This is a genomic window from Gallaecimonas aegicerasi (genome assembly GCF_045291545.1).
Classification (GTDB): domain Bacteria; phylum Pseudomonadota; class Gammaproteobacteria; order Enterobacterales; family Gallaecimonadaceae; genus Gallaecimonas.
The window spans coordinates 894,810-919,922 of record NZ_CP149514.1; the positions used below are offsets into that span (position 1 = coordinate 894,810).

At 54.9% G+C, this 25,113-nt stretch carries 26 protein-coding genes; all 26 read left to right on the forward strand.

Annotation, left to right across the window (positions count from 1 at the left end; translation table 11 throughout):
* Positions 1 to 10: 10 nt before the first annotated feature.
* A complete protein-coding gene (gene fliF / locus WDB70_RS04380; protein ID WP_406667003.1) occupies positions 11 to 1,750 on the forward strand; it encodes a flagellar basal-body MS-ring/collar protein FliF in 1,740 nt (579 codons plus the stop codon).
* The gene (gene fliG, locus WDB70_RS04385) at positions 1,740 to 2,774 is read left to right on the forward strand and encodes a flagellar motor switch protein FliG (RefSeq protein WP_406667005.1); all 1,035 of its coding nucleotides are present in this window, start codon (positions 1,740 to 1,742) and stop codon (positions 2,772 to 2,774) included. Before fliF ends, fliG begins: the two co-directional genes overlap by 11 nt.
* Before the next feature lie 10 nt (positions 2,775 to 2,784).
* Positions 2,785 to 3,519, forward strand: coding sequence for a flagellar assembly protein FliH (locus WDB70_RS04390; protein WP_406667007.1), 735 nt, complete (start codon positions 2,785 to 2,787; stop codon positions 3,517 to 3,519).
* Positions 3,506 to 4,864: a flagellar protein export ATPase FliI gene (fliI, locus tag WDB70_RS04395; RefSeq protein WP_406667009.1), complete on the forward strand. Its 1,359-nt coding sequence runs from the start codon at positions 3,506 to 3,508 to the stop codon at positions 4,862 to 4,864. Before WDB70_RS04390 ends, fliI begins: the two co-directional genes overlap by 14 nt.
* Complete coding sequence (gene fliJ / locus WDB70_RS04400) at positions 4,861 to 5,298, forward strand: flagellar export protein FliJ (protein ID WP_406667011.1); 438 nt, start codon at positions 4,861 to 4,863, stop codon at positions 5,296 to 5,298. Before fliI ends, fliJ begins: the two co-directional genes overlap by 4 nt.
* 31 nt (positions 5,299 to 5,329) lie before the next feature.
* Positions 5,330 to 7,051, forward strand: a complete 1,722-nt coding sequence (locus WDB70_RS04405; RefSeq protein ID WP_406667013.1) for a flagellar hook-length control protein FliK — start codon at positions 5,330 to 5,332, stop codon at positions 7,049 to 7,051.
* A gap of 48 nt (positions 7,052 to 7,099) precedes the next feature.
* The gene (gene fliL, locus WDB70_RS04410; protein ID WP_406667015.1) at positions 7,100 to 7,621 is read left to right on the forward strand and encodes a flagellar basal body-associated protein FliL; all 522 of its coding nucleotides are present in this window, start codon (positions 7,100 to 7,102) and stop codon (positions 7,619 to 7,621) included.
* A gap of 13 nt (positions 7,622 to 7,634) precedes the next feature.
* Positions 7,635 to 8,708: a flagellar motor switch protein FliM gene (gene fliM, locus WDB70_RS04415; protein ID WP_406667017.1), complete on the forward strand. Its 1,074-nt coding sequence runs from the start codon at positions 7,635 to 7,637 to the stop codon at positions 8,706 to 8,708.
* Entirely contained in the window at positions 8,698 to 9,105 is a 408-nt protein-coding gene (fliN, locus tag WDB70_RS04420) for a flagellar motor switch protein FliN (protein ID WP_406667019.1), read from the forward strand. Before fliM ends, fliN begins: the two co-directional genes overlap by 11 nt.
* On the forward strand, positions 9,102 to 9,422 hold the full coding sequence (locus WDB70_RS04425; RefSeq protein WP_406667021.1) for a FliO/MopB family protein: 321 nt from the start codon (positions 9,102 to 9,104) through the stop codon (positions 9,420 to 9,422). Before fliN ends, WDB70_RS04425 begins: the two co-directional genes overlap by 4 nt.
* Before the next feature lie 11 nt (positions 9,423 to 9,433).
* Positions 9,434 to 10,165 (forward strand): flagellar type III secretion system pore protein FliP, encoded by a 732-nt coding sequence (fliP, locus tag WDB70_RS04430; protein ID WP_406668009.1) that lies wholly within the window; start codon positions 9,434 to 9,436, stop codon positions 10,163 to 10,165.
* Positions 10,165 to 10,434 carry a flagellar biosynthesis protein FliQ gene (gene fliQ / locus WDB70_RS04435; protein ID WP_406667023.1) on the forward strand — a complete coding sequence of 90 codons (270 nt, stop codon included), beginning with the start codon at positions 10,165 to 10,167 and terminating at the stop codon, positions 10,432 to 10,434. The genes fliP and fliQ overlap by 1 nt, the downstream gene beginning before the upstream one ends.
* The gene (gene fliR, locus WDB70_RS04440; protein ID WP_406667025.1) at positions 10,431 to 11,210 is read left to right on the forward strand and encodes a flagellar biosynthetic protein FliR; all 780 of its coding nucleotides are present in this window, start codon (positions 10,431 to 10,433) and stop codon (positions 11,208 to 11,210) included. Before fliQ ends, fliR begins: the two co-directional genes overlap by 4 nt.
* Before the next feature lie 3 nt (positions 11,211 to 11,213).
* Entirely contained in the window at positions 11,214 to 12,347 is a 1,134-nt protein-coding gene (gene flhB, locus WDB70_RS04445; protein ID WP_406667027.1) for a flagellar biosynthesis protein FlhB, read from the forward strand.
* A gap of 95 nt (positions 12,348 to 12,442) precedes the next feature.
* Positions 12,443 to 14,557, forward strand: a complete 2,115-nt coding sequence (gene flhA, locus WDB70_RS04450; protein WP_406667029.1) for a flagellar biosynthesis protein FlhA — start codon at positions 12,443 to 12,445, stop codon at positions 14,555 to 14,557.
* A gap of 5 nt (positions 14,558 to 14,562) precedes the next feature.
* Positions 14,563 to 15,849: a flagellar biosynthesis protein FlhF gene (flhF, locus tag WDB70_RS04455; protein ID WP_406667031.1), complete on the forward strand. Its 1,287-nt coding sequence runs from the start codon at positions 14,563 to 14,565 to the stop codon at positions 15,847 to 15,849.
* 58 nt (positions 15,850 to 15,907) lie between these two features.
* Positions 15,908 to 16,753 carry a MinD/ParA family protein gene (locus WDB70_RS04460; protein WP_406667033.1) on the forward strand — a complete coding sequence of 282 codons (846 nt, stop codon included), beginning with the start codon at positions 15,908 to 15,910 and terminating at the stop codon, positions 16,751 to 16,753.
* Entirely contained in the window at positions 16,725 to 17,465 is a 741-nt protein-coding gene (locus WDB70_RS04465) for an RNA polymerase sigma factor FliA (protein ID WP_406667035.1), read from the forward strand. Before WDB70_RS04460 ends, WDB70_RS04465 begins: the two co-directional genes overlap by 29 nt.
* A 67-nt stretch (positions 17,466 to 17,532) precedes the next feature.
* Positions 17,533 to 17,904 (forward strand): chemotaxis response regulator CheY, encoded by a 372-nt coding sequence (gene cheY, locus WDB70_RS04470; RefSeq protein WP_406667037.1) that lies wholly within the window; start codon positions 17,533 to 17,535, stop codon positions 17,902 to 17,904.
* Between the two features lie 9 nt (positions 17,905 to 17,913).
* Complete coding sequence (locus WDB70_RS04475; RefSeq protein WP_406667039.1) at positions 17,914 to 18,645, forward strand: protein phosphatase CheZ; 732 nt, start codon at positions 17,914 to 17,916, stop codon at positions 18,643 to 18,645.
* A gap of 10 nt (positions 18,646 to 18,655) precedes the next feature.
* Positions 18,656 to 20,788, forward strand: a complete 2,133-nt coding sequence (locus WDB70_RS04480) for a chemotaxis protein CheA (RefSeq protein ID WP_406667041.1) — start codon at positions 18,656 to 18,658, stop codon at positions 20,786 to 20,788.
* 18 nt (positions 20,789 to 20,806) lie between these two features.
* The gene (locus tag WDB70_RS04485; protein WP_406667043.1) at positions 20,807 to 21,925 is read left to right on the forward strand and encodes a chemotaxis response regulator protein-glutamate methylesterase; all 1,119 of its coding nucleotides are present in this window, start codon (positions 20,807 to 20,809) and stop codon (positions 21,923 to 21,925) included.
* On the forward strand, positions 21,918 to 22,661 hold the full coding sequence (locus WDB70_RS04490) for a flagellar motor protein (RefSeq protein WP_406667045.1): 744 nt from the start codon (positions 21,918 to 21,920) through the stop codon (positions 22,659 to 22,661). The genes WDB70_RS04485 and WDB70_RS04490 overlap by 8 nt, the downstream gene beginning before the upstream one ends.
* Position 22,662: 1 nt before the next feature.
* Positions 22,663 to 23,559 carry an OmpA family protein gene (locus WDB70_RS04495; RefSeq protein WP_406667047.1) on the forward strand — a complete coding sequence of 299 codons (897 nt, stop codon included), beginning with the start codon at positions 22,663 to 22,665 and terminating at the stop codon, positions 23,557 to 23,559.
* Complete coding sequence (locus WDB70_RS04500) at positions 23,519 to 24,349, forward strand: ParA family protein (protein ID WP_406667049.1); 831 nt, start codon at positions 23,519 to 23,521, stop codon at positions 24,347 to 24,349. The genes WDB70_RS04495 and WDB70_RS04500 overlap by 41 nt, the downstream gene beginning before the upstream one ends.
* On the forward strand, positions 24,346 to 25,113 hold the full coding sequence (locus tag WDB70_RS04505; protein WP_406667051.1) for a chemotaxis protein CheW: 768 nt from the start codon (positions 24,346 to 24,348) through the stop codon (positions 25,111 to 25,113). The genes WDB70_RS04500 and WDB70_RS04505 overlap by 4 nt, the downstream gene beginning before the upstream one ends.

Genomic DNA, 25,113 nt, shown 5'->3' on the forward strand with positions numbered 1-25,113 from the left:
GGAGTCGCAGGTGGCTGAGCAAAATACCCAGTTGGCAACGGTAACCGATGCAGGCAATGTACCGATGTCGGCCGATAACAATGACAGCGGTGAGCAAAGTTTCAGCCTGATGTCCAGTGTCGGTAATGCCGATGTGCTGCGACAAATCAGTTTGATTCTCGGGCTTGCCATTGGTCTGGCATTGGTGGTGCTGGTGTTCCTGTGGGCCAAGGAGCCGGAATTCCGCCCGCTGGGGCGCATGGACACCGACAAGCTGGTCAGTACCCTCGATTTCCTCGATAAAAACCAGTTCAAGTACAAACTCGACGGCAATGTAGTGTCAGTGCCAGAAGGGGAGTACCAAAAAATCAAACTGGCCATGACCCGTGCCGGCATGGTGACCAGTAACAAAGATGACGGCGACTCTATTCTGATGAAGGATATGGGCTTTGGTGTCAGTCAGCGGCTGGAAAAAGAACGTCTGAATTTTAGCCGTGAACAGCAGCTTGGTAGTGCCATCGAAGAACTCAGCGCCGTGCAGCGGGCGCGCGTATTGCTGGCGCTGCCGAAAGAGTCGGTATTCATGCGTGAGCGCCAGCAGCCTTCGGCAACAGTGGTGTTGACTCTCAACCACGGCAATACGCTGTCACAAGAAGAAGTCGACTCCATTGTCGATATGGTGGCCTCTGCGGTACACGGCCTGAGCCCGGAAAAAGTCACCGTTACCGACCAAAATGGCCGCCTGCTGAACTCGGGCAGTCAAAATGCCGCAGCAGCACAGTCCCGTAAGGAACTGGAGCTGGAAAAGGCCCGCGAGCAAATGACCCGCGACAAGCTCAACAGCATCCTTATTCCTCTGGTCGGTCTGGATAACTACACCGCTCAGGTAGACGTCAATATGGACTTCACCGCCGAGGAACAGACCCGTCAGACCTACGATCCGAAAAAACCGGCGGTACGCTCGGAAGTGAAAATGGAGCAGCAAAACAATGGCGGTGGCAGCGAAGGGGGGATCCCTGGTGCACTGTCTAACCAGCCGCCAGCTGCCGCCCAGATCCCGCAGACTGCGACCGAGAAAACCACGCAATCACAATCGCCCAGTTCCAGCCGCAGTGAGGAAACCCGCAACTATGAACTGGATACCACCATCAGCCATACCCGCCAGCAAGTGGGCAAGGTGGATCGGGTAACGGTATCCGTTGCGGTTGATTACAAAACACAAACCGGTGCTGACGGTAAAGAAACACGGGTGCCGCGTAGTGCTGAAGAGCTGGACAAGATCAAAAAACTGGTCATGGCGGGTCTCGGCTTGAATCCAGCGCGTGGCGACAGCCTGGAAGTGTTATCAGTGCCCTTCACACGACCACAGGCAGCACAAATTCCGCCAACGGCTTTTTATGAAACCAGCTGGTTTGCCCGGCTGATCAAGGTCGCGGCCGGGGCACTGATCATCGTGGTACTGATTTTTGTGGTGGTTAGGCCATTATTGAAGCGACTGCTGGCACCAGCTTCTTCCGGTGATGGTGGCGATTACATGGGCGGCTACGGTGGCGGTTATGGTGGCGCCGGTGGTGGCGATGCGTTGGAAAACCTGTCAGCCATGGAAGAAGGTGATGCGCTGGTGCCGGGTATGACTCTGGTCGGTGGTGTCGAGCTACCGGATCTGCGCAAAGATGACGAAGTGCTCAAAGCTATTCGGGCGTTGGTTTCCAACGAGCCAGAATTGTCAGCACAGGTTGTGAAAGGGTGGTTGGTTAACGATGGCAAATAACAACGACAGTAAAGAAACCTTTGATGTTTCCAAGCTCAATGGCATCGAAAAAACCGCTATTTTGCTGCTGAGTCTGACCGAAGAAGACGCCGCATCCATTTTGCGTCATCTGGAGCCCAAGCAGGTTCAGAAGGTCGGTATGACCATGGCCGCCATGGAAGATTTCAGCCAGGACAAAGTGCTGGCGGTACACAAGTCCTTTATCGAAGATATTCAGCAATACTCGAGCATCGGTTTTGACTCACAAGACTTTATCCGCAAGGCGCTAAACCATGCATTGGGTGAAGACAAAGCCGGCGCTCTTATCGACAAAATCATTCTTGGCGGCAGTGCTACCGGGCTGGATTCTTTGAAGTGGATGGATGCCCGGCAGGTAGCCAATATCATTCTTAACGAACACCCGCAGATCCAGACCATCGTGCTGTCCTATCTGGATCCGGACCAAAGTGCCGAGATCCTGTCACAGTTTCCGGAGCGGGTACGTTTAGATTTGCTGATGCGTATCGCCAATCTTGAAGAAGTGCAGCCGGCCGCATTGCAGGAACTGAACGAAATCATGGAAAAACAGTTCGCTGGCCAAAGTGGGGCCCAGGCTGCGAAAATGGGTGGTTTGAAAGCCGCGGCCAACATCATGAACTTCCTCGATACCGCGGTGGAAAGCCAGGTAATGGAAGGCATCCGCGAGATGGACGAGGAAATGAGCCAGCAGATCCAGGATCTGATGTTCGTTTTCGAAAACCTGGCAGAGCTGGACGACCGGGCAGTACAGACGTTGCTGCGCGATGTGCAGCAGGATGTACTGATCAAAGCCCTCAAAGGGGCCGACGATGCCCTGCGCGAAAAAATGTTCAAGAACATGTCCAAGCGTGCCGCCGAACTGATGCGCGACGATCTGGAAGCCATGGGGCCCATTCGTATTTCCGAAGTGGAATCGGCGCAAAAGGAAATCCTGGGTGTGGCCCGGCGTCTGGCCGATGCGGGCGAAATTGCCCTGGGCGGCGGTGGCGGCGAAGAATTTGTATAAGGAGTAGCAGGTGGCAGACGAGGTTAAACGCTGGCAAGGCGACGATTTTACCCCGGCCACTGCTGATGAGCTTGACCGGGCGTTGCATATCCACCGGCGTAAACTGACGCCAAAGGAAGAAGAACCGTCGCTGCAAGGCGTCGGTATCGCCGAGCTGGAATCGTTGCGTCAACTTGCCCATGAAGAAGGCTTTGCAGAAGGCCGTCAGGAAGGCTTTGAGGCCGGTCACAAAGACGGCATTGCCGCAGGCCGGGCAGAAGGTTATCAGGCCGGGCTGGAACAGGGGCTCAAAGACGGCCAGCAGCAAATTCAGGACGCGGTCAGCCACTGGCAACAGCTGGCGGATGAGCTCAGCGCGCCGCTGGAAGACCGTGACCAGCGCCTAGAAGGGCAGTTAGTTACCTTACTGGTTGCCGGTATGGAAGCGGTGCTGGGTCATGAACTGAAAACCCACCCCGAGCAGATCCATCATCTCATTCGTCAGGGGATTGACGCCCTGGCTGATGAAGACAGCCGCCTGATCATCGAAATCTCTCCACTGGACGGCAAAATACTCCGCGAAGTCTATGACGAGCAGGCGCTTGCCGACAAAAACTGGAAGCTTGTGGATGACCCGGCTCTAAAAGCCGGGCAATGCCGTATTGAAGCCGGGCAGTCGGCGGTGTCTTTGGACTTGCATCAGCGGCTGCGGCAATTGACTCAAAACGTGCTGGTCGAAGCAGGTCTCAACGATGGCGAACAGTGACCGTCCGGCCTTGCTGCAACGGCTAAGCCGTTACCAACGGTTGATGCATGTCAACCGCCCGGCTGTGGCCGGTCGGCTGGTAAGGGTTGTTGGTCTGGCACTGGAAGCGCGGGGTTGCCGCGCGCCCATCGGTTCTTTATGCCGCATTGAAGGACATAGTCAGGATGTCGAAGCCGAAGTAGTCGGCTTTGGCGATAATCAAAGCCTCTATTTGATGCCCAATGGCGATGTTTCCGGCATTTTGCCGGGAGCACGGGTTACTCCCCTTGGGGTGTCGGCCACTTTGCCGGTGGGCATGAGCTTACTGGGGCGGGTGGTTGATGGTCTCGGCCGCCCCATCGATGGTTTAGGTAGCATTCGCGCTGAGAATCGTGTGGGCTTCAAAGGCCAGCCACTTAACCCATTGACCCGTCGGCCTATCCGCCAGCCTCTGGATGTGGGGATCCGGGCTATCAACAGTTTACTGACCATCGGTACGGGCCAGCGCATGGGCCTGTTTGCCGGCTCCGGGGTTGGTAAATCGGTATTGATGGGGATGATGACCAAAGGCACCACCGCCGATGTGGTGGTGGTGGGACTGGTGGGCGAACGGGGCCGGGAAGTACGGGAGTTTCTCGATGATATTCTTGGCCGCGAAGGGCGCGCTCGTGCTGTGGTAGTGGCGGCCCCGGCTGATACCAGCCCGCTGATGCGTCTCAAGGCTTGCGAAACAGCCCTGACTTTTGCCGAATACTTTCGCGATCAGGGGTTAAATGTCCTGCTACTAGTGGACTCCCTGACGCGTTACGCCATGGCGCAACGGGAAATTGCCCTGGCGGTTGGTGAGCCTCCCGCTACCAAAGGTTACCCGCCATCTGTCTTTGCCCGGTTACCGGGGCTGGTGGAGCGGGCCGGTAATGGTGGTGATGGCCAGGGCTCTATTACGGCCTTTTTCACGGTACTCAGTGAAGGGGATGACTTGCAGGATCCGGTGGCTGATGCGGCCCGGGCTATTCTGGACGGCCATATCGTGTTGTCACGGCAACTGGCTGACAGTGGTCATTACCCGGCAATTGATGTCTCGGCGTCGGTGTCGCGGGTCATGCCACAGGTGACCTCAACGGAGCACCAACAGCAGGCCCGGCGAGTTAAGGCGCTGGTGGCGGCCTATCAACAGTCCAGTGATCTGATCCAGGTTGGGGCTTACCGGCAAGGGTCGGACCCTACCGTCGACAATGCCATTCGCCTCAAAGGGCCAACCAACTTGTTCTTACAACAGGGCATGCACGATGTTTGCCCCTACGATGAATGCTTGCAGGCGCTGGCGTTACTGGCCAATGCGGCTGCCGAAGGTGAGGCCTCATGAGTAAAAGTCTGACGCTGGTGCTCGATTTACGCCAAAAAGAAGAAACACAAGCCTTAACTCACCTGGCGCAGGCCCGTCAGGCCATGCAGCAATTGCAGGATAAATATAATCGGCTGGCTATGTATCGGCGCGATTACCTGGGTGAGTTGCAGCAAAAAGGCAGCCTTGGGATGAAGGCGTTGAATATGAGCCACTATCAGCACTTTGTTGCTCGTCTGGATGATGGCTTGGGCGAACTGACCAGCCAGCTTGAGCAAAGCCGGCAGGTTGTGGCGCAGCGTGAACATCAGTGGCGCCAGGCCCGCCAGGCAACTAAAGCCATTGAATTGTTGCTGGAGCGCCAAGCGCAAAAACATGCCACACAGCAGCAGCGTCGCGAGCAACGGGAGCTTGATGATTTGGTAAGCCGACGACTTGGAACACCTATTGCATAGATGTTACTGACTTTGCTTTCAGGAGCGTGCAATGCAACTGCCACCGGTTTCTTCTCACGGCGCTAACAGTGCCTCAGGCCAGCCCTCAGGGCACGATAAAGGCGCTCCTTTTGCCAGTGTCATGGCGCAGCACATGGACCACAGTGGCAAAACTTTGCCGCCGAAAAAGACAGCGGTTGAGCAAAGTGCCGCCAAAACCCCTTCGCAGGCCTCAGCCAAGCAGCCGGAATCCACCAGTACTGAGCAGGCAGGCGCCCAGGCTGCTGAGACAAAGCCCACGCCCGCCAAAAAAACGGCTGATAAATCGCAGATGCCAGCTGTTGATGCGAAAAAAGACAAAAAAGCCGACAACAGTGATGCTGACAGTGGCGATGCTTTGTTAGCGCTGGTTAATCAGTCGCAACAGCAGCTGGCCGACAAACCGAAAAGCCAGTTGGCCAGTGCCGTGAGCTCCGGTGACAAGGCTGATAAGCCTGAAAGCGCAGCCTCCGCTGCCGCGATTAAAGGCATGGCAAGCAGTGCCAAGCACGCTCTGGCCGATGCCAGCGAAACCGCCGCGCCGGACGATGCTGATGAAATGGCAGATAGCGGGCAAAAGACAGCGACCCAAAAAGACGATGGCACTGTTGTTGGCCGCCCTGTTACCCCGGCAGACAAAGATCTCAAGGCTTTAGCTGCTGCGAGTAAACACAGTGATAGTCGCGAAACTAAGGTTGCAGGCTCTGCCGACAGTGCCGCAGCTCACGCAAGTAAGGGACCACTGGAAAAACCACTTAATAAAGCGGCACCGGTTATCGCGCCAACGCTGGCTGCTAAGGCAGCCGCTACTGACGATAGCACTGCCGCAGCTGCTGGCGATGATAACAAGACCGCTCCGGTTAGCACCAAGATAGCCAGCCAAAGCGACAACAAAGCGGGCAAGCCCGTCAGCCAAAACAGCGCCGGCGCTGATACTGCACTCGGCGCCGCTCTTAATGGGCATCAACATGCTCAGTCAGATAAAGCGCCTGCTGACAAAGAGGCCAATAGCATTGCTACAGCGACGGCTCAGCCTGAAGCCACAACGCCCGTGGTCAAGCCGGCCGCCAGTGCTGCTGAGCAAGCCGCTATGGCGGCCAATCAGCCGGCTCATCAGGCGGATGCACAAAAAGTGCTGGCTGAAGCTCAGCAAGTATCTGCCCTGGCTGGGAAAAATGCTGAGCGTCGGAAGGCAACCGATAACAGCAATAACAACATGACCAGTTCCCTGCTACAGCAGGGCAGCCATAACAGCGAGCTGAGCAAAGCACAGAGCCCGCAACCGACGCAACAAAACGCGCTGGTGCAAGACAATAAACAGCCGGTCAACCAGCAGCAGTTTGCACAAGCATTGACTGAACGGGTAGAGGTGATGCTGGCCAAGAATCTTCGCCATGCTCATATCAAACTGGATCCTCCGGAGCTGGGGAGTCTGATGATTAAAGTACAGGTGCATCATCAGGATGCGCAGGTACAGTTCCAGGCCACTCATGCTCACACCCGGGAGATGTTGCAAGACGCTATGCCGCGGCTCAAGGATATGATGAGCCAGCAGGGTTTTAACCTCAGCGACGGCCAGGTCAATGACAATGCACAGAGCCAGTCTCGCCAGCAGGGCGGTCAGCAAGGCAGTGGCAGTCACTGGCAAGGCAGCGATGAATGGCCAGAGGGTGATGAATCTTTGCCCTATCGTTATCAGTTGACCGCAAATGGGCTGGTTGACGCCTACGCTTGAACTGGCAACCTAGGGTAAAGTAAGGCTTTTCCAACAGGAACGGGAACCATGGCTGACGAACTGCAACTTGAGCCGGTAGAAGGTAGTGAAGAAGAAAAAGCCGGCACTGGCGGCAAAAAGAAGCTGATCATTATCGGCATCATTGCCCTGGTGTTGCTGGCTGGTATTGGCGCTGGCGTCTGGTTTTTCCTGAAAAGTGATGCACCGGCCACTGACAAAGCAGCCACGGAAAAACAGCCCAGCACAGAAATGCAGGCGTTGTATGTGGCATTGCCACAACCCTTTGTATTTAACGTCCCCGGTGACAATGGTGACCGGCTGGTGCAAATCAAGGTCCAGCTGATGGTACGCGGAGCCGAGAACGAAGGCTTGGTTAAACAACACCTGCCGCTGGTGGAAAGTGTATTGCTGCAAACCTTCAGTACTTTTAATGAAGAACAATTGTCCACAGCGCAAGGGCGTGAGACCCTGCGCAGCAAGTCACAGCAAGCGGTTGACAAGGCACTGACCAACGTCACCGGCAAGTCGGTACTTGAGCGCGTTCTCTTTACCGGCTTTGTGATGCAATAACCGAGGAGGTTGGGTGAGCGATCTACTGTCACAAGACGAAATCGATGCCCTGCTTCATGGCGTTGATGATGTCGATGAGGATGCTGAGCAGGATGTTCCCCAGGGAATAGCCCAGTACGACTTTTCCTCACAAGACCGTATTGTCCGGGGCCGGATGCCGACCCTGGAGATCGTCAATGAGCGTTTTGCCCGCCATATGCGCATCAGTCTGTTCAACATGATGCGCCACACTGCCGAGGTGTCGATTAACGGCATCCAGACCATGAAATTCGGGGAGTACATTCATACGCTGTTTGTACCCACCAGCCTGAACATGGTGCGCTTTCGTCCATTGAAAGGGACGGCACTTATCACCTTGGAAGCCCGTTTGGTGTTTATCCTGGTGGATAACTTCTTCGGTGGTGACGGGCGCTTTCATGCCAAGATCGAAGGGCGCGAATTTACCCCGACCGAACGGCGTATCGTGCAGATGCTCTTGAAACTGGTGTTTGAAGATTACACCGAAGCCTGGGCGCCGGTAATGGATGTGGGTTTTGAGTACCTGGATTCGGAAGTGAATCCGGCCATGGCGAACATTGTGTCACCGACCGAGGTGATCGTGGTGTCGTCTTTTCACATTGAACTGGAAGGTGGTGGTGGTGATTTTCATATTGCCATGCCGTATTCCATGCTGGAGCCGATCCGGGAACTGCTTGATGCCGGGGTACAGTCCGACAAAGAAGACACTGACCACCGCTGGTCCAAAGCGCTGCGTGACGAGATGATGGATGTGCCCGTGAACTTGCGGGCCAAGCTGCTGGAAACTGAGATGACGCTGCGCAAGATGATGAATCTTAAAGCGGGCGACATTATCCCAGTAGAAATGCCGGAGACCCTGACCTTGTACGTGGAAGACTTACCAACCTACCACGGCAAGCTGGGGCGCAGTGGTGATAACGTCGCGGTCAAGATCACCGAAAAACTCAAACGCCCTCGTTCCGCTAAAACTGAAATGCAGAATATAACCCGTCGCGGTATACGTATTGATAACGTCTCCGGGATGGAAGAACTGGACACTGACCTGGAGAGTGATCTCAATGGCATCTGAAGAAGAACAGAAACTGGCCGACGAATGGGCAGAAGCCATGGCCGAGCAGGGTGACGAGGAGTCATCAACTGAAGCTGAGGCTGTTGAACTTGACGATTTCGGCAAAGACGAGACCCCGAAACTATCCAAGGAAGAAAGCAAGCGACTGGAAACCATCCTTGATATTCCGGTCACCATTTCCATGGAAGTAGGGCGCTCGAAAATTACCATCCGTAACCTGCTGCAGCTCAACCAGGGCTCGGTGGTTGAGTTGGATCGGGTTGCCGGTGAGCCGCTTGATGTACTGGTTAACGGCACCCTCATTGCCCACGGTGAAGTGGTGGTGGTCAATGACAAGTTTGGTATTCGCCTGACGGATGTGATCAGTCAACAAGAACGGATCAAGAAGCTGCAATGATCACCGGCTTACTGGCGGCGACAGCTACCCTGTCGGCAGACAATACGCCGATGACAACCCCGGCGGATCAGCTTGGCACCCTGGTACTGAGCCTGGTGGGCATTGTCGCCTTGTTGTTGGGGGTGATGTACTTTGCCCGCCGCCACCTGCCGCAGTTCAAAGGAGGGCCCATCAAGGTCGTGGCCCAGCAAAGCCTGGGTACCCGTGCCCGGCTGTTGGTGGTACAAGTGGGTGAGGAGCAGATGCTGATTTCGGTCAGCGGCAATGACGTCCGGCTGATCAAGGCTCTGGACACGCCAATCAAGGAGAACGGGTGAAACGCTGGATAATGCTGGGGCTGCTGCTGTTGCTGCCCACTGTGGTTTTTGCCAACCCCATTATGCCGGACGGTTCCTTGCCGGCGGTGACCGTGACCACCAACGCCAATGGCGGCCAGGAATACAGCGTCACGCTGCAAGTATTGCTGCTGATGACGTTGCTGACCTTCATCCCCGCCATGCTGATGATGATGACGTCTTTTACCCGCATCGTCGTGGTGCTGGGCATTTTGCGGCAGGCCTTGGGGTTACAGCAGGTTCCTTCCAATCAGGTACTCCTGGGTATTTCCCTGTTTATGACCTTTTTTGTTATGAGCCCGGTTTTTGATGATATTTACCAGCATGCGGTGCAACCCTACGCGCAGGAAAAGATCACTTTTCAGCAGGCGCTGACAAAGGCCCAACAGCCGCTCAAAGGCTTCATGCTCAAGCAGACCCGGCAAACGGATGTGAACACTTTTGCCGGTATGGCTGGGGTCAAAAATATCGACAAGCCGGCTGACATCCCGATGCGGATCCTGATCCCGGCGTTTGTCACATCGGAGTTGAAAACGGCCTTTCAAATCGGCTTTATGCTGTTTATTCCGTTTTTGATTATTGATTTGGTGGTGGCGTCGGTGCTGATGGCCATGGGTATGATGATGCTGTCACCGATGATTGTGTCGCTGCCGTTTAAACTGATGCTGTTTGTATTGGTGGACGGCTGGAACCTGATACTGGGTACCCTGGCCAGGAGTTTCTGATGACCCCGGAACAGTTTGTCGATATTTTTCGCCACGCCCTGTATCTGGTGTTGATCATGGTAGCGGCGATCATGATTCCAGGGTTGATCATTGGTCTGATTGTGTCGATATTTCAGGCTGCTACCTCGGTGAACGAACAGACGCTGTCCTTTTTGCCCCGCCTCATTGTCACCTTGTTGACGCTGATCGCCATTGCTCACTGGCTGACCCGATTGTTGATGGACTACTTTGTTGAGCTGGTGCAGCAGATCCCCTCGGTATTGCAATGACCTTTTCAACGGCGCAGCTGCTGGACTGGATAGCGGCCTACGCCTGGCCCTTTGTGCGTATTAGCGCCACGCTGACAGCTATGGTAGCGTTCGGTACGCAGCTGGTATCGGTGCGGGTGCGGGTGCTGCTGGCTTTGGCCATTACCATTGTCATGGTGCCAACCCTGCCGGCAATGCCGGCCGTGGCGCTGTTTTCCATCAAAGGCATGCTGATCACCGCCTTACAGGTGGTCATTGGCCTTGCCATCGGTTTTATTAGCCTGATGGTGATGCAGGCGATGGTATTGGGTGGCTCCATCATTGCCATGCAGTCATCGCTGGGCTTTGCGGCTATGGTCGATCCGGTTTCCGGGCAACAGACGCCAGTGGTGTCGCAGCTGTTTTTGATGCTGGCAACACTGCTGTTTTTTGCTATTGATGGTCACCTATGGCTGTTACAGATGGTGCATATGAGCTTCTATCTGGTACCGGTTGGCATGGATGGCGTCGTCATGCCCAACTTTCAGGTTATTGCCAGCTTTGGCAGCACCCTGTTTGCTGCCGGTCTGGCCATGTCAATTGCCGAGGTTATCGCGCTGCTGATGATCAACCTGACCTTCGGCTATATGACTCGGGCTGCCCCCCAGCTCAATATTTTCACCATTGGTTTTCCCATCATCATGTTGTCGGGCCTGTTGTTCTTGTGGCTGACAGCATCCAATCTGCTGGCGCACTTCGTGCATACTTGGCATCAGGGGCAAAGTGCCGTTTGTGAACTGTTAAGGACATCCTGCTGAGCCATGGCTGAAGAGCAAGCCGGGGAACGCACAGAAGAAGCGACCCCCAAACGACAGGAAGAGGCCCGAAAAAAAGGGCAACTCCCCCGCTCGAAAGATTTGAGCGGGGCGGTTGGTCTGTTGGGGGCCATTATCGCACTGATGTGGTTTGGCGGCTGGCTGGGGCGAACCATGATGACGGTGATGGGGCAAAGCTTTTCCCTGAACCGTGACACCCTGTTTGACTTCAAAGTTTTACTGGGCCATTTGGCCGGTACCCTGTGGGGCGTGGTCTGGCCCCTGCTGGCGATTTTACTGATGGCTTTTGTGGTGACCTTTTTCGGTTCCATTATTGTTGGCGGCCTGAATTTTTCAGCCGAAGCCATTGCTCCCAAATTTAATAAACTCAATCCACTCAGCGGCCTAAAACGCATGCTGGGAATACAAGCATTGGTGGAGCTGTTAAAAGCCCTGGCCAAGTTCCTGGTGATTGCCGGTATGGCTTGGTTGCTGTTGTCATCTCTTTACGATCAGGTTATCGCCCTGTCGGCAGAGCCCGTGCATGGCGCCATCATTGATGGCTTAAAGCTGCTGTTGTGGCTGTGTCTGGCGTTGTGCTTTCCTTACCTGTTGATTGCTCTGGTAGATGCGCCTTTTCAGGTGTGGCAACACAACCGGAAAATGCGTATGTCCAAGCAGGAAGTCAAAGATGAGTTCAAGGACTCGGAAGGTAAGCCGGAGGTTAAAGGGCGCATTCGCAGGATGCAGATGGAGATGGCCAGCCGGCGGATGATGTCGAAAGTGCCGGAGGCCGATGTGATCATCACCAACCCAACGCACTATGCGGTGGCGCTACGTTATGACCCGGATAGCGATGCGGCGCCGGTATTGCTGGCAAAAGGCGTTGATGAAGTGGCCGGGCACATTCGTGATATTGGCCGCGCTCATGATGTGACCATGCTACGTTCGCCACAGTTGGCCCGGGCGATTTACTACACCGGCGATCTTGATAAACCTATCCCTGATGGCCTGTTTGTGGCGGTAGCCCAGGTACTGGCGTATGTCTTCCAGCTGCGCATGTGGCGCAAGGGCAAAGGGCAACGGCCGAAATCCTTACCCAGTGATGTACCGGTACCGCCGGAATTCCGACGTTGGTAATCATTCGATTGTTAATTTGCTGAAATTAAAGGGGTTTAATTTCTGGCCTAGTCTTTGCTTTACTCGTTGCAACTCCCTTTTAAGTGAAACAGGGCATGGCCGTCGCAAATCTGCAAAACGTCTTTACATCCCTGCGTGCGTCTCGCGCAACTCTGAGCAAAGGACTGGGGGCGCCACTGCTGGTATTGGCTATTCTGGCCATGGTGGTGTTGCCAATGCCGGCATTCCTGCTGGATGTCTTGTTCAGTTTCAATATTTCACTGTCGCTGGTGGTGCTGCTGGTGTGTATCTACACCCGCCGGCCACTGGATTTTGCTGCCTTCCCGACGGTACTGCTGGTTGCAACCTTGCTGCGTCTGGCCTTGAACGTGGCGTCTACCCGAGTGGTATTGCTTGACGGTCATAACGGCCCAGGGGCTGCCGGTAAGGTAATTGAGTCCTTCGGCTCGGTGGTTATCGGTGGTAACTACGCCGTGGGGCTGGTGGTGTTTGCGATCTTGATCATCATTAACTTTGTGGTGGTTACCAAAGGGGCCGGACGGATCTCGGAAGTCAGCGCTCGTTTCACTCTTGATGCCATGCCCGGTAAGCAAATGGCCATCGATGCCGATCTCAATGCCGGCATTATTAATCAGGATGAAGCCCGCTCCCGCCGCTCAGAAGTGACCCGCGAAGCCGACTTCTACGGGGCTATGGATGGTGCCTCCAAGTTTGTCAAAGGTGATGCAGTTGCCGGTATTCTGATCCTGTTTATCAACATCATCGGTGGTTTTGTCATCGGTATGGTACAGCACGGCCTGACCTTCGGTAATGCAGTACAGATTTATACCCTGCTGACCATCGGTGATGGCCTGGTTGCGCAGATCCCTTCACTGTTGTTGTCGGTTGCTGCCGCCATCATGGTTACCCGTGAAAACACCGACGGTGATATGGGTAGTCAGCTGGTAGGGCAGATGCTGGATAATCCCAAGTCACTGGCTATAGCCGCCGGGATCCTGATAGTCATGGGGCTGGTGCCGGGCATGCCGCACTTTGCGTTTTTGCTGCTGGGCACGATCTGTGCTGCCACCGCCTACCTGCAATATAAAAAACAGCAGAAAAAAGCGCAGGAAGAAGCGGCTAAAGCGGCGCAACCGGTCAGTGGCGAATTGATGAAGCAAGACCGCCGTGAACTGGGTTGGGATGATGTGCAACCGGTTGACACTATTGGCCTGGAAGTGGGCTACCGGTTGATCCCATTGGTTGATAAGGCTCAGGGGGGCGAGTTGTTGTCACGCATTAAAGGGGTGCGTAAAAAACTCAGCCAGGACCTCGGTTTTCTAGTGCCGCCGGTGCATGTGCGTGACAACCTTGAGCTGGAACCCAACATTTATCGCATCACCCTGATGGGCGTTGCTATCGGCGAGGGGGATATTCGCGCCGACCGCGAACTGGCCATCAACCCTGGTCAGGTCTTTGGTCGGGTAGAGGGGATCCCGACCAAAGAACCGGCTTTTGGTCTGGAAGCTTACTGGATCACCCCGGCAGAACGGGATCATGCCCAGAGCCTGGGGTACACCGTAGTTGATGCAGCTACGGTTGTAGCTACGCATATGAGTCACCTGCTGGCCAACAACGCCGCTCAGTTACTGGGCCATGAAGAAGTACAGAACCTGCTGGACATGCTCAGTAAAAAGGCTCCGAAACTGGTGGAAGGGCTGGTACCGGATATTGTGCCGCTGGGGATTTTGGTCAAAGTATTGCAAAACCTGTTGCATGAAGGGGTGCCGATCCGTGACATGCGAACGCTGGTACAAACCATCGTCGAGTATGGTCCCAAGAGTCAGGATACTGACGTGCTGACAGCGGCCTGCCGAATTGCGGTCAAGCGGTTACTGGTTCAGGAAATCTTCGGGCCGGTGCCAGAGCTGCCTGTCATTACCTTGGCGCCAGACTTGGAACAGATGTTGCATCAGACGCTGCAGGCAGGCGGTGAGAATGCCGGTATTGAACCGGGCCTGGCTGAGCGACTGCAAAGCTCGCTGGAAAATGCCGCCAACGAACAGGAAATGAACGGGCAGTCAGCGGTATTGCTGACCTCCGGAGTGCTGAGAAGCTCACTGGCCCGTTTCGTCAAATATTCGATCCCGGGTCTGCGGGTACTGTCTTATCAGGAAGTACCAGATGATAAGCAAATCCGTATCGTCAGCAGCATTGGTAACGGAGGCTGAAGGCCGTGAAAATCCATCGTTTTTTTGCCAAAGACATGCGCAGCGCATTGGCAGAGGTCAAAGAGACTCTCGGCGCTGATGCAGTGATTTTGTCCAATACCAAGGTTAATGGCGGTATTGAGATTGTTGCGGCAATTGACGGCGAGCAGCCGGCAGCCCGGACGAGCAGTCAGCACAAGGTGGTGAAGGCCTCGCCGCTGGCCGGCCGGCAACTGGCTGAAGACGCGGTAACACTATCCAGCGCGGCGCAAAAGCCAGCCAAGCGTCGCGAACCGGTCAACCAGGATTGGCAAGCACGTGAGCGTCAGGCACGCCATGAAAAACTCCCCGACTGGGCGCGGGAAATGCAGCAGCGTCAGGCGGCCCCGATCGCTGCGGCAACCGCCGAGCCGGCTGATAACGTCAAGAAAGTGACGATGGCTGAACTCAACGCGGAAATGCAGGGCCTGCGACAGTTACTGGAAAGCCAATTGTCAGGATTGCGCCAAGAAGAACGGGCCCGTCAACACCCCATTCGGACACTGATGGAAGAGCGTTTACATCATATGGGCTTTGCCGATGATGTGGCTGAACAGTTAGTGGCTACCATGCCAGAAGCTCTGGGTGCCAACGATGGTTGGAAGTGGGTGCAGGTGCAGTTGAAAAAACGCCTCTACACCACCGATGACAGTATTTTGGCCAAAGGGGGCGTAATTGCCCTGATGGGGCCTACCGGTGTCGGGAAAACCACCACGGTCGCCAAGCTGGCAGCACACTACGCTATGAAGCATGGTGCTGATCAGGTGGCGCTGGTGAGTACTGATACTTATCGTATTGGTGCCCATGAACAGTTAGCGACCTACGGTCGTATTATTGGCTGCCCGGTAAAAGTGGCCAAAGATGCGCTGGAACTGGAAGAAGTACTGTATCAATTGCGCAACCGTTCTTTGGTGCTGATTGATACCGCCGGCTTGGGGCAGCGTGACCTGCGCCTGAGCCAGCAGTTGGCTACGCTGGTACAGGCCGGGCAGGCGCCAATTCAGCGCTATCTGGTGTTGTCCAGTACAGCACAGCAGCGGGTCTTGGATGATGCCCTGAGACGGTTTTCACAGGTACCGCTGGATGGCCTCATTCTCACTAAACTGGATGAAACCCTCAGCATGGGAGAAGTCCTGAGTCTGGCCATACAAAATGCGCTGCCGATAGGGTATCTTACCGACGGTCAGCGTGTACCTGAGGATTTGCAGGTTGCCCAGCCTGATGAATTGCTGGAAAGAGCCATGGCGTTGTTCGTTCATGGTGCAGCTGCTTAAGGCTGAGACGTAAGTAAAATAAGGATCTGTCATGGATCAAGCGAGTGGCTTGAGGCAAATGAAGCGGCAAAGTATCACCAAAGTGATAGCAGTCACCGGCGGTAAAGGCGGTGTCGGTAAAACCAACGTGTCTATCAATACAGCAGCCTCGCTGGCTCAGGCTGGACAGCGGGTATTGCTGTTGGATGCTGACTTGGGCTTGGCCAATGTGGATGTACTGCTGGGGCTGCGGGTGGAAAAAAACCTCAGCCATGTGCTGTCAGGGGAATGCCAGCTCAAGGATATTCTGCTGGAAGGCCCAGGCGGCTTCAAAATAGTACCGGCCACTTCCGGTACCCAGTCCATGGTGGAGCTGACGGCGGCTGAACATGCCAGCCTGATCCGCGCATTTAGTGAATTAGACGAAGAATTTGACGTCCTGATCATTGATACCGCTGCCGGTATCTCCGACATGGTGTTGAGTTTTTCCCGGGCTGCCCAGGATGTGCTGGTGGTGGTCTGCGATGAGCCGACATCGATCACCGATGCGTACGCGCTTATCAAGCTGCTGTCACGGGACAGTGGCCTGTTCCGTTTCAAAATAGTTGCCAATATGGTGCGTAGTCTTAAGGAAGGTCAGGAACTCTTTACTAAACTGTCGAGAGTGACGGATCGCTTTCTTGATGTCGCCCTGGAACTGGTGGGCACCGTGCCTTTTGACGAGCACGTGCGCCAATCGGTGCGCAAGCAACGGTTGGTTGTTGATGCCTTTCCCCGCTCACCAGCTGCAGTGGCATTTAAAGCACTGGCAACCAAGGTCATGAGCTGGCCTGTGCCGAGTCGGCCAGGCGGTCATGTTGAGTTTTTCCTCGAACAACTGATCGGCGACAAACTGCATGGTGGGAGCGAGCAAAATACTCAATAAAAACCCCTACAGTGAGCAGCGGGAAAGCCAACTGGTCGCCCGCTACACTGAGTTGGTGCGTCGTATCGCTCATCATTTACTGATGCGCTTGCCCCCCTCAGTACAGCTCGACGACCTTATTCAGGCCGGTATGATGGGTCTGATTGAGGCAGCACGGAATTTTGACGGGGACAAAGGTGCCAGTTTCGAAACCTATGCGGGCATTCGCATTCGTGGAGCCATGCTGGACGAGATCCGCCGTGGTGACTGGGTACCTCGCAGTGTGCACCGTAATGCCCGGGCGATTGGCGACGCGGTCAGTGAAGTGGAGCGGGAAACCGGCCACGAAGCCCGCGATGTTGACATAGCCCGCAAGCTGCAAGTATCGGTGGACGACTACCATCGTATGCTTAACGACGTGAACTGTGGTCGCATTGTCGCCATGGAAGATCTGGGTGTCAGTGACGATATTCTGGCGCCCGACGACAGTGACCGCCCGGATAACAATCAGCAGCGCAGTGAATTTCAGGGGGAACTGGCTAACGCCCTGAAGAGCCTGCCCGAACGGGAAGCTCTGGTATTGTCGCTGTACTATGACGAAGAACTCAACCTCAAGGAAATCGGGGCTGTTCTAGGCGTTAGCGAGTCGCGGGTTTGCCAAATCCATGCGCAGGCAATGGTGCGGTTGAAAAAACGACTCGGCGACTGGCGTTATGACAGTAACTTAATTTAAGTTTTTCAAATCTAAGCCGATTAAGCATTAGCGCAACGCTTCGTTGGAGGAAGCATTGGACAAGAACATGAAGATCCTCATCGTGGACGACTTCTCCACGATGCGACGCATCATAAAAAACCTCATGCGCGATCTGGGCTTCAATAATTGCCATGAAGCCGATGATGGCAACACTGCGTTGCCCATGCTCCAGAATGGTGACTTTGATTTTGTCATCACCGACTGGAACATGCCGGGTATGCAGGGCATTGATTTGCTCAGAGCCATTCGGGCCGACGACAACCTCAAGCACTTGCCGGTGCTGATGGTCACCGCTGAAGCCAAACGGGAGCAGATTATTGCTGCAGCCCAGGCTGGTGTGAATGGCTATGTCGTTAAACCGTTTACCGCTGTCACTCTCAAAGAGAAGCTTGACAAAATTTTTGAGCGGCTTGGCTAAGGAATGTCCATGAGCAACGCTGAACAGACAATCTCGCTGGACCAGGCCAAGGCGCTGGTTGCGCATCTGGAGGCCGGCGAACAGCAAAAGGCCCGGGAGCTGTTGCGGGCTATGTCCACGAGCATGGATGCCGAGTTGTTCTCGGAAGTGGGTAAGCTGACCCGCGAACTGCATAGCTCAATGCAGGAATTTCAGAACGATCCCCGTTTGGCAGTGCTGGCCACGCAGGATATTCCTGATGCCAAAGACCGGCTTATGCATGTCATCACGATGACCGAGTCAGCTGCCAACACGACTATGGATGCGGTCGAATCGTGCCTGCCTATCACCGATAAAATTACCCAAAGTATTGAAGAACTGACGCCTTCGTGGAAGCGCTTGATGGAGCGTGAAATGCAGGTGGGTGAGTTCAAAACACTGGTGCACGATCTTGATGGTTTCTTATTGAAATCGAAGCAAGAAGCTGACGATTTGCGCGAAGCACTGACGGAAGTGCTGATGGCGCAAGGCTTTCAGGATTTAACCGGGCAAATTATTCGCCGGGTTATCGAACTGGTTAGAGAAGTCGAAGAACGTTTAGTGCAAATGGTGGCCATGTTTGGCCTGCAGCAAAACGACACGAAAAATACCGCCAAAAGTGGTGCTGAAGCGGAAGGGCCCATTATCAATCCGGAACAGCGGGATGATGTGGTGAACGGGCAGGATGACGTAGACGACCTGCTGTCCAGTTTGGGTTTCTGAGGAGCAATCGATGAGCTTCGAGTTGGACGAAGATATTCTGCAGGATTTTCTGGTTGAGGCCGGAGAAATACTTGAGCTGCTGTCGGAACAGCTGGTGGATCTGGAAAAACAGCCAGAAGATGCCGACCTGCTGAACGCTATCTTCCGTGGCTTTCATACCGTCAAAGGCGGAGCTGGTTTCCTGGGGCTTAATAACCTGGTGGATGTCTGCCACGGTGCTGAAAACGTCTTTGACCTGCTGCGAAACCACCAACTGACTGTGACACCGGATTTGATGGATGTGGTGCTGCAAGCACTGGATATCATCAATGACATGTTTGCGCAGATCCAGGAGCGAGTTATTCCCGGCCCGGCAGACCCTGAGCTGCTCGAGAACCTGCATCGCTTATGCAACGGTGAAGCGGTGGTAATAGATGATACCGCTGAGCCCGAGTCTGAACCAGAACCCGAACCCGCATCAGTACCTGAACCGACGCCGGCTGGCAGCGGTGATGGGGGGATCGATGACATCACCGATGATGAATTTGAAGCCTTGCTCGATGAGCTGCATGGCACCAATAAAGGGCCATCAGCAGCCCCTGCAGCAAAAGAACAAAAGCCTGCGGCGAAAACTGAACCGGTCGATGGTGATATCACCGATGACGAATTTGAAGCCTTGCTTGATGAGCTGCACGGTAAAGGGCAGTTTCAAGGTGCTGTCGAAGATGATGCCGCGGTAACGGATACCGATAATAAGGCTGATAAGGCTGATAAGGCTGATAAGGGCACAGATGACATCATTAAAGATGATGAGTTTGAGGCCTTGCTCGACCAGCTGCATGGCAAAGGCAAGGGGCCTGGCACAGAGCCTCCCGCCAAGGCCCCAGCTCCAGCCAGAGCCACTGCCAAGCCGGAAGCTAAAGCCCCTACAGCCGCTGAGGCGAAGCCGGCAGCTAAAGCAGAAGCAAAGCCAGCCGTGGCTGGGGCGCCTGCTGAAACAACAGTCCGTGTTGATACCAAAAAGCTGGATGAGATCATGAACATGGTCGGCGAGTTGGTGTTGGTGCGTAACCGCCTGTTAAGCATCGGCATTAACTCCGATGACAGCGAGCTGTCAAAGGCGGTGGCTAATCTGGACGTGGTTACCGGTGATCTGCAAGGTTCGGTAATGCAGACCCGAATGCAACCAATCAAGAAGGTTTTCGGGCGTTTCCCGCGGGTTGTGCGTGATTTGTCCCGTAGTCTGAAAAAAGATATCAACCTGGAACTGGTCGGTGAAGAAACCGACCTGGATAAAAATCTGGTTGAAGCCTTGGCCGATCCTTTGGTGCACTTGGTACGTAATGCGGTTGACCACGGTATCGAAATGCCGGATGAGCGTGTAGCGGCAGGTAAACCCCGTACCGGCTCCATCATCTTATCGGCCAGCCAGGAAGGGGATCATATTCTGCTGGCTATCGTTGACGACGGTGCCGGTATGGATCCGGACAAGCTCAAAGGCATTGCCATTACGCGTGGGGTGCTGGACGAAGATGCCGCGGCACGAATGTCAGATGAAGAAGCCTACAATCTGATCTTTGCTCCCGGTTTTTCAACCAAACAGCAGATCTCGGACATCTCCGGCCGTGGTGTCGGCATGGATGTGGTGAAGACCAAGATCAGTCAGTTAAACGGTACCATCCATATTGATTCGAAGCTGGGAGAGGGCACCCGGCTGACAATCAAGGTGCCTCTGACGCTGGCCATTTTGCCCACATTGATGGTGCAGGTGGGGCAGCAAACCTTTGCCTTTCCGCTGGCGACCGTCAATGAGATCTTCCATCTGGATCTTTCTCATACCAATGTGGTGGATGGCCAGCTCACGGTGATTGTGCGCGACAAGGCCATACCGTTATTTTATTTGGATCAGTGGTTGGTTCGCAGTGGTCGCACCCGTGAACGTCGCCAGGGTGTGGGTCATGTTGTTATTATCCAACAAGGCACCATGCAGGTGGGGTTTGTGGTTGATGGCCTGATTGGTCAGGAAGAAGTTGTTATCAAACCTCTTGGCCAGATGCTGCAAGGAACACCTGGAATGGCTGGTGCTACCATTACTTCAGATGGGGGAATTGCCCTGATCCTGGACGTGCCGGCGCTGCTTAAGCGTTACGCGCGTAAGATGTAAAAATAGGAATACCCGCATATGCCGATCCGCGTTCTGGTGGTTGATGATTCCAGTTTTTTCCGGCGCCGGGTTTCGGAAATCCTGACGTCTGACAGCAATATTGAAGTAATAGATACGGCCATCAATGGCAAGGAAGCGGTCGAAAAAGCGATACAGCTGCGCCCTGATGTCATCACCATGGACATTGAAATGCCGGTCATGAACGGTATTGCTGCCGTCCGTGAAATCATGCTGGCCAAGCCTGTACCAATATTGATGTTTTCGTCGCTGACCCATGATGGCGCCAAGGCTACTCTTGATGCTTTGGATGCCGGGGCACTGGACTTCCTGCCCAAGCGTTTTGATGACATCGCCAAAGATCGTAATGAGGCGGTTAACACGCTGCTTGAGCGCGTTAAAGCCTTAGCCAATCGCCGTGGCTTGAGTCTGATCAAAGCGCGTCAACTGCGCCAGAGCAGTCAAACCGGTGCAATACCTGCGAAGCCCGAGCCGGCAAAGCCGGAGCCGCCTAGAGGTGAACACAGTACCACTGTAACACCGGTGCGCCGCCGCCATCGCAGTACTCCTTATAAATTGGTGGCGATTGGCTGCTCTACCGGTGGGCCGGTGGCGTTGCAGCAGATCCTCAGCCGTTTACCAGCCAGCTTTCCGTTGCCCATCATTCTGATCCAACACATGCCAGGCACTTTTACCTCTGCCTTTGCGCAGCGTCTTGATGGCCTTTGTGCAATCCGTGTGCATGAAGCCAGCAATGGTGATCGGCTACTGCCCGGCCACGCCTATCTGGCTCCGGGTGGCCAGCAAATGTTACTTGAAGGCAGCAGCGGTGCTATGCGTCTGAAAATCAACCCTGGGCCACCGAACATGGTTTATAAGCCTTCTGTTGATATTACCTTTGCATCAGCGGCCAAGATCACCGGGGATGTATTGGCGGTGATCCTGACTGGCATGGGCGCTGATGGTCGAGAAGGCGCGCGGTTGCTGAAAGGGCAGGGGGCAACGTTATTTGCCCAGGATGAAGCCAGTTGTGTCGTCTATGGCATGCCGCAAGCCGTCACGGCAGCAGGGCTGACCGATGAGTCTATCGGCCTTGATCGTATTGCCGGGCGCATTCTTGCCGAGATCGGCCATGGATAGGATGGCACTCCCGGCAGTATTGCTGGGGCTGGCTATCGTGGCTTTGGCCTTTGTCATTGAAGGCGGGCAGTTGCAGAGCTTGTTCAATGCGCCAGCGCTGTTGATTGTGGTTGGCGGCTCCCTTGCTGCCACCTTGATCCAGAGCCCTTGGATGCGGATGCAGCGCTGGCTGACATTGCTTCGCTGGCTGATAGCGCCACCCGCGATGCCGATCAATCATCTGGTTGACGATATTGAGCGTTGGAGCCAGGAATGCCGTCAGCAGGGGATCCTGGCACTGGAGGATATGGCCGAACTGCACCATGACAGCTTCGTCAGAAAGGGGCTGCAACTGCTGGTTGATGGCGCCTCACCCGAGCAACTCAGAGAGGTGCTGGAAGGGGACATGTATCTGCAGCAGGATCTGGATTACAAAGCGGCTGATATCTTTCAAGTCATGGGTGGCTTTGCCCCGACTATGGGCATATTGGGGGCGGTTCTTGGCCTGATCCAGGCGATGGCAGAGCTGACCAATCCCACTGCCTTGGGAGCCGGTATTGCCACCGCTTTTGTCGCCACTATCTATGGTGTGGGCTTTGCCAACTTCCTCTTTTTACCCTTGGGCGGGCGCTTGCATGCCTTGATTGAGCAGCGTTGCCGCTTTCAAGAAGCGGTGATTATCGGTTTGACCGGCATTGTTGGCGGTGAGCATCCGACGAAACTGGCTTTGAAACTCCAGGCTTATCGGGCGCACTGATATGTACCGTTACCGGCGTCAGCACCGAGTGCACCACAAAGACAACAGTGATCGCTGGCTGGTGTCGTACGCCGATTACATGACCCTGATGTTTGCACTGTTCGTGGTGTTATATGCTTTTGTCCTGCTGGAAAAAGACGAATACCGGGAAGTCGTGTCCAACCTTGAAAGTGCTATCAAGCGCATCGCCAAACCCTATCCCAAGCATGACCCCAATGCCGCAGGTAAAAGCATTCTGCCCGACGGTGCTGGCCTACAAAGTGGTGGCAAAGCGCTTAGCAAACAAGGCCAGGGTGATGAAGCGGCTGACCAAGGCATGCTGGCCGGTTCGCCTTCCACATTAAAAGGGGTGCCGCTGCCCAAGTTAGCGAAAGAATTGCAAATGGCGCTGGATGGCAATCAGGCCCTGGCCGGCGCTGAGCTGAAACTGGGCGAACAGTGGCTGACCCTGTCGTTGCCGGACTCATTATTATTTTCCCGGGCCAGCGCCACTTTGCAAAAACCGGCACGCGACTTGCTTTTATCTCTCCTGCCGGCACTGAAAAGTGCCAATAATTACATCAGGATACGGGGTTATACCGACAACAAGCCGATCAGTGACGGGGTTTTCGACTCCAACTGGGAACTCTCGGCAGCACGGGCTGCGGCAGTTATCAAACTACTGGTCAGTGAAGGTGTAGCCCCACAGCGACTGGCTTTAGAAGGGTATGGCGCATACGGTTTACCGGCATCAACACCGGCAGCGCAGCGTCGTAAAGTGGTACTGGCATTGTCAGTATATGGCTGGCAAAAGCCAGCCCCGCTACCCAGTAAGCCGGTGGCCGGAGAGCCTGGACTGAAAGAAGTCAAACTGCCGGATGGCGGTATTCGTATTACCTCGGATGATTCCGGGAATTGACGTCAGTGAGGTTGGGGTGAACGTCTGGACTGTTGCCAATCAAAAAGGTGGCGTGGGTAAAACCACAACAACCGTTACACTGGGGGCCCTGCTGGCCGCCCGGGGTGAGCCGGTGCTGCTGATTGATATGGATCCTCATGCCTCGCTGAGCAGCTACTTTGATCTGGTGCCGGACAAACTGCCCGCTACCCTCTTTGATCTGTTGTCTACCACCCGGCTAACCCCCAAGCTGATTGATGATGCTACCCATGAAGTGAGCCAGCAGCTCTATCTGTGGCCTGCCGCCATGGAGCTGGCAACCCTGGATCGGCAATTAGGCGCCCGCGAAGGTTTGGGGCTGTTGCTTAAACAGTTGCTAGACAAGCTCGACGGCCTCTATGGCCATGTCATCATCGACTGCCCGCCGGTACTGGGCGTGCTGATGGTCAATGCCCTGGCGGCATGCCAGCGGGTGCTGGTGCCGGTACAGACCGAATTTTTAGCTATCAAGGGGCTGGAGCGCATGCTGCGAACCCTTGGCATGATGGAAAAATCCCTAAAAGGAAAGCGGGACGTGACGATAGTCCCAACCATGTTTGATCGCCGCACCCGGGCATCGCTCGAAGCGGTAAAAGAGTTGCGTCAGGAATTTGGCGATCAGGTCTGGCCGGGGGTTGTTCCCGTGGATACCAAGTTCCGGGATGCCAGCCGTGCCCATCAGCCCTTACCGGTACTAGCACCACAAGCCCGTGGTGTGGTGGCGTATCAAAAATTGCTGGAAGCCTTACTGCCGGCGGAGGTTATCGTATGAGCCTGATGGACGATTACTTCGCTGCCTTACTGACCGAACCGCGGCCAGAGCCAGAAGTAAAAGTGGCGGCCAAGCCATTAAAACCGGCGGCAGAGATCGACAAAGATGAGCGTAACAAGCTCGATCAGCTGTTAGCTCAGGTGCGCGCGGTGCAGCAACCGCAAGAACAAGAGGCGCCAATAGCGCCGCCCAGTGCTCTGGTGCCAGTGCAAGAAGACGTGGCCAAAGTTGTCGATGAGCAACCCACGGCCACTTCCCTCGAACAGCAAGCAGAGGCCGCTGTTGCAGCCACGACGCCGACAGAAACGGTGCGAGAAGGGCTGTTTCAGGTGTTACTATTTGATGTAGCAGGACTTGAGCTGGCGGTTCCCTTGGATAAACTTGGAGGCATACACCAGATCAGCGAAGTCAGTCCGCTGTTTGGAAAACCCGACTGGTTTATGGGGCTGATGCTGCACCGTCAGCAGAAGATGAGAGTGGTTGATACTGGCCGTTGGGTCATGCCGGATAAAGTTTCTCATCAAGATCTGCGGGAAAATTACCGATATCTGGTTATGCTGGGAGACAGTCCTTGGGGACTGGCCTGCGACAGCTTGGTTAGAACGGAACGGATTAACAGCGCCGATGTGCGTTGGCGTCAGGGGGGCAGCAAGCGCCCTTGGCTGGCCGGCATGGTCAGGGAACGGATGTGTGCATTACTGGATGTGGACGCCTTGCTTGGCATGCTAGAGCAAGGCCTCGGTGGCCTGGAACAGGAACAATAA

Bases quoted from the DNA above. Each gene is read 5' to 3' on its own strand.
- fliG (WP_406667005.1), top strand. From the start codon at position 1,740: ATGGCAAATAACAACGACAGTAAAGAAACCTTTGATGTTTCCAAGCTC.
- fliI (WP_406667009.1), top strand. From the start codon at position 3,506: ATGGCGAACAGTGACCGTCCGGCCTTGCTGCAACGGCTAAGCCGTTAC.
- fliJ (WP_406667011.1), top strand. From the start codon at position 4,861: ATGAGTAAAAGTCTGACGCTGGTGCTCGATTTACGCCAAAAAGAAGAA.
- WDB70_RS04405 (WP_406667013.1), top strand. From the start codon at position 5,330: ATGCAACTGCCACCGGTTTCTTCTCACGGCGCTAACAGTGCCTCAGGC.
- fliL (WP_406667015.1), top strand. From the start codon at position 7,100: ATGGCTGACGAACTGCAACTTGAGCCGGTAGAAGGTAGTGAAGAAGAA.
- fliN (WP_406667019.1), top strand. From the start codon at position 8,698: ATGGCATCTGAAGAAGAACAGAAACTGGCCGACGAATGGGCAGAAGCC.
- WDB70_RS04425 (WP_406667021.1), top strand. From the start codon at position 9,102: ATGATCACCGGCTTACTGGCGGCGACAGCTACCCTGTCGGCAGACAAT.
- fliP (WP_406668009.1), top strand. From the start codon at position 9,434: ATGCTGGGGCTGCTGCTGTTGCTGCCCACTGTGGTTTTTGCCAACCCC.
- fliQ (WP_406667023.1), top strand. From the start codon at position 10,165: ATGACCCCGGAACAGTTTGTCGATATTTTTCGCCACGCCCTGTATCTG.
- fliR (WP_406667025.1), top strand. From the start codon at position 10,431: ATGACCTTTTCAACGGCGCAGCTGCTGGACTGGATAGCGGCCTACGCC.
- flhB (WP_406667027.1), top strand. From the start codon at position 11,214: ATGGCTGAAGAGCAAGCCGGGGAACGCACAGAAGAAGCGACCCCCAAA.
- flhA (WP_406667029.1), top strand. From the start codon at position 12,443: ATGGCCGTCGCAAATCTGCAAAACGTCTTTACATCCCTGCGTGCGTCT.
- WDB70_RS04460 (WP_406667033.1), top strand. From the start codon at position 15,908: ATGAAGCGGCAAAGTATCACCAAAGTGATAGCAGTCACCGGCGGTAAA.
- WDB70_RS04465 (WP_406667035.1), top strand. From the start codon at position 16,725: ATGGTGGGAGCGAGCAAAATACTCAATAAAAACCCCTACAGTGAGCAG.
- cheY (WP_406667037.1), top strand. From the start codon at position 17,533: ATGAAGATCCTCATCGTGGACGACTTCTCCACGATGCGACGCATCATA.
- WDB70_RS04475 (WP_406667039.1), top strand. From the start codon at position 17,914: ATGAGCAACGCTGAACAGACAATCTCGCTGGACCAGGCCAAGGCGCTG.
- WDB70_RS04480 (WP_406667041.1), top strand. From the start codon at position 18,656: ATGAGCTTCGAGTTGGACGAAGATATTCTGCAGGATTTTCTGGTTGAG.
- WDB70_RS04485 (WP_406667043.1), top strand. From the start codon at position 20,807: ATGCCGATCCGCGTTCTGGTGGTTGATGATTCCAGTTTTTTCCGGCGC.
- WDB70_RS04490 (WP_406667045.1), top strand. From the start codon at position 21,918: ATGGATAGGATGGCACTCCCGGCAGTATTGCTGGGGCTGGCTATCGTG.
- WDB70_RS04495 (WP_406667047.1), top strand. From the start codon at position 22,663: ATGTACCGTTACCGGCGTCAGCACCGAGTGCACCACAAAGACAACAGT.
- WDB70_RS04500 (WP_406667049.1), top strand. From the start codon at position 23,519: ATGGCGGTATTCGTATTACCTCGGATGATTCCGGGAATTGACGTCAGT.
- WDB70_RS04505 (WP_406667051.1), top strand. From the start codon at position 24,346: ATGAGCCTGATGGACGATTACTTCGCTGCCTTACTGACCGAACCGCGG.